Annotated in this window: 3 protein-coding genes and 1 pseudogene; 3 read left to right on the top strand and 1 reads right to left on the bottom strand. The window is 46.3% G+C overall.

Annotation, left to right across the window (positions count from 1 at the left end; all coding sequences use genetic code 11):
* A pseudogene (locus ACEW80_RS07360) lies at window positions 1-1855 on the top strand (bifunctional DNA primase/helicase); the annotation flags it as partial.
* Window positions 1856-1957: 102 nt separating this feature from the next.
* Here ACEW80_RS07360 and ACEW80_RS07355 read toward each other — a convergent pair.
* The gene (locus tag ACEW80_RS07355; RefSeq protein WP_373525969.1) at window positions 1958-2620 is read right to left on the bottom strand and encodes a tyrosine-type recombinase/integrase; all 663 of its coding nucleotides are present in this window, start codon (window positions 2618-2620) and stop codon (window positions 1958-1960) included.
* Window positions 2621-2781: 161 nt separating this feature from the next.
* Between ACEW80_RS07355 and ACEW80_RS07350 the strand changes: the two genes are divergently transcribed.
* Together ACEW80_RS07350 and ACEW80_RS07345 are read left to right on the top strand one after the other, a co-directional pair.
* A complete protein-coding gene (locus ACEW80_RS07350) occupies window positions 2782-3000 on the top strand; it encodes a hypothetical protein (RefSeq protein WP_373525968.1) in 219 nt (72 codons plus the stop codon).
* Window positions 3001-3009: 9 nt separating this feature from the next.
* A partial coding sequence (locus ACEW80_RS07345; RefSeq protein ID WP_373525967.1) for a hypothetical protein occupies window positions 3010-3618 on the top strand: 609 nt, incomplete at its 3' end.

Raw genomic sequence — 3618 nt, 5'->3', positions numbered from 1 at the left:
ATATTGGTATGAAGGTGCTAATTCTTCCGCTCTGGTTGCCCAAATCTCGGCAGCGTTGATGGCAGGACAGAAAATCATAGTGGTTTCTGATTCCAAACGTTTCATTAAGAAACTTGAACAATCATTCTTAGTGCAAATATTAGACTCTACTGAATCAGCCGAAAATGCGTCTAGTCAATCTAATGAGGGCATTGGTAGTCAGGAACCCAAACTACGCATTTGGTCTGTTCACTCCGACAATTCCGGCAGTGAGGAAAACGTCGCTTTTATCAAAGATATCACCAACGCCGTCAAAAACCTCGATGCTTTGTTCACCTCTCCTAGTCTGGGAACCGGAGTAGACATTGCTGAGTATCATTTTGATTTAGTGTTTGGTGTGTTTCATGGGGTTTCCCAAACAGCTACTGAATGCGCCCAACAACTTTACCGCTATCGCCCGAAAGTTCCGTTTCATGTTTGGGTAGCCCCACGTCCTCCCTTTGGTTACAAAGATACTAATGCTACCAAGATTAAAGAGCGACTGTTGCTATCGAACCAGATGACCGCGTTTTTGATTCGCATTGACAGAGATTCAGGTAAGCGGGGCGCAGAGAAAGACTGGGCCCTAGAGGCTTATTGTCAAATTCAGGCTAATCGTCACTATTCTCTGAATAATCTGCGTGATGATTTGCGATCGCTGCTCACCGAGATGGGTAATACATTTATATCAGTGGGAAGTGATGATGATGACCAATCTCTGGAACGTTTGAAAGTTGCGGCTGCGGCTTTGGACACCGCGCACTATTCGGCTGTTGCTAGAGCCAATAATATTACAGCAAGTGAGTATCGTCTCCGGCAGAGTAAAGATTACTTGCCACCAGAGGAAGTTTTTGAGAACGAGAAGTTTCGCATCTGGTCAGCTTATGGCATGGACGTTACCCCAGAATTGGTGGAAAAAGATGACGGCGGTCGATTAATTCGAGCGATCGCTGGACTGGAAGCCATATTATCAGAGCCAGAGGGAGTAATTATTGATGAGGCCACTGAAAGAGTTTACCCTGCACCTCCAAAACTTGTCACCGACAAAGACCGTGCCGAACGAGACAAGCTACTTCTATGTATGGACTGGGGGAATTACTCGGCGCGTTGGCTAGCACGGTTCAACTTGGGATTGCATCAGATCCTTGAGCGCTTAGTCGCCGGAGGCGAAGTTAATGCCAGCGACCCGGAGTTAATAAATATGATGGCGATCGCCAAGGATTGTGCAGCTCATGTAAAAGCAATTCTTGGTTTTACTGTCCCTAGTGAATGTGAACCAATATGGTTATTGGCCACTCTGGTGGAGCAGCTGGGGCTAAAATTGACCTGCCGCAAGCAGGGTAAGCGCGGTGAACAGGTGAAAATTTACTCGTTATCTAAAGAGGAATTAGAATTTGCATCACTGGTAATTGCTCACCGCGAAGAACGGCGTACCTTAAAGTTAGAGCGCACCTGTTACGTTGCCGAAACTGTAGACCCGTATCAAGCTACAATGCAGTCTCAGTACGCTGTTGAGTCGGATTCATCCCCCGTATCCACCCCCCCCTATATTGGTATAGGGAATCCCCCTTATGAAGGGGGGGATACTACGGAATTTAACCCGCCTCCAACTGACCGCACTACCTTACTCCATTGCGTGGAAATGCTACGAGTAGGTATCAAGCAGGGGGTAGACGCGATTAAGGGCATACTCAAGCGATGGGCTGGGGATTTGCGCTGGGAGACGGTGCTGGAGTTGGAAGCGATCGCGGCAAATGAACTGCGACTTGTGGAATCTCAAGTTCCTGAATTTTACACCTTGCTAAGTGAAGAGGTGTTGCCGATGGAGGGGGGCTAAACTTTCGTCATAACTAACCGCCTCATTGAAGCAATTTCTACTTTTGCTTTCAGCAATTGCGCTGATGTTGTCTTGCTAAATCGATTTTTTGGTAAAATGGGGTCAAGAGCTTTCTTTTACTGAATTATCGGTCACTTCGACAAAGACGGGTTTCCCGAAGTCGTCTTCATCAACCGGAGCAAGTAGCGCTAAGGATGATACCGCTCCCAATACTTGATCATCTCTCACCTCCAGGTACTTGTATAGCTCGTCCAAGGTGCGATGCCCAGAGATTTCCTGAATCACTCTTAAGGGAATTCCGGCATTACTCATCGAGGTGAGTGCTGTACGCCGAAAGCTGTGAGAGCTTACGCCTTCAACTCCTACTTTTTTGCAAGCGACTCGCAATATCCACAGTGCCGAATCCCGGTGCAGGTGATTATTGGCTCTTGAGTGGTCAGCATTTCCAGGGAATAACCAAGGAGAATCATCACGCGGTTTATATGCTTGTAACCTGACTCGCAATTCTTGAATTACCGGGATGGCACGGGTAGCCAGTTTCCCTTTCGTGTTACCTTTGCGAAAGATGATTTTAGCTCTGACTTTTCCTTTGGTATCATAGACATCGCGCTTTAGCAATGTCACGGCCTCGTTCACGCGACACGCTGTGTAAAGCATCACCGCAAACAGCGCTTTATCTCGCAGTGAATCCACCCCCTGCGAGAACAGAAGTTGGATTTCCTGCAAAGACAGAATCTTTGCTCGACCATGCCTATCAATTTTCAAGGTTGCTGTCCCATCAACACCCCGCCCTGTTCTTATTATCCCAGTCCACGGGACAGGTTTTGCCAGGAGTGCAATTTCCGCAGCTATGCAGTATGGGTATTTTCAGCAATTAGCGGAATTACTGTGAATATTTAATACCTAGTGTCTGGCGAAGATGGTTGATGCTGGAATTGCTACGGGATGATGTCTATATTTATTTGCAATCGCTAATAGTAGCCGTTGGCGGTAACATCTCTTCTAAAAGCGATCGCCTCCGGCGGGCGAGTACGCCATCGCTTGAGGAATGCGCTGAGGCATTTGGCGATGATACTATCAAGGTAATTCATCATGATGAATTACACGATTTAATAAGCGTGGCCAGTCCCAGTTTACCTAGATGACACGTGAACATGAGCAATACAGGGCGTAAAAAAAAGCTGGCATCTTTCAACTGTGACCAAAGGATTTGGGAGCAGTTTATCGCCCGTTGTAAGTCAAAAGGGACGACCGCAACAGCCACGCTGCTCGAATTTATCGATCTCTACTTAGGCGATTCCCAAGATAAGGTTGATACAACAGGTGGTAACGATTTAGACGAACGCTTAGACTCAAAGATTAAGGCAAGTGTAGAGAAGTACTTGGCTGTGAGTAATAAAAATCATAGTAGTCATCACAACGAAACAATAATAGCTATTTGCGAAAGACTTGATAAGCTGGAGTCAGAGTTTTCAAATGAATCTAATAGCAACCAAACCACAGCAATTGATAATCTCGCCAATTTAGAACAAAAAGTGGAGAAGATGTATGCCCGAATGACACAGTTGGCTGAGGCGATCACTAAAATTCAAGACTATCTCAACAACCAACAAAAGCGGGGCCAAAAATCGTACTACAACAATTCATCCTATTCTGGGCAAAGTCCGCGAATGCAACCGTTAACTGAAGAAGGTTTGGCTTCAAGACTTGGTGTAAGTGAGGAAACTGTACGCAAGGAGCGAATTAATCTTCCCCCACCGCTT

This window comes from Nostoc sp. (genome assembly GCF_041747015.1).
Classification (GTDB): Bacteria; Cyanobacteriota; Cyanobacteriia; order Cyanobacteriales; family Nostocaceae; genus Nostoc.
This window is presented reverse-complemented; position numbering and strand designations above follow the sequence as displayed.

Coding starts and splice junctions, on each gene's coding strand:
- ACEW80_RS07350 (WP_373525968.1), top strand. CDS start 2,782: ATGCTGGAATTGCTACGGGATGATGTCTATATTTATTTGCAATCGCTA.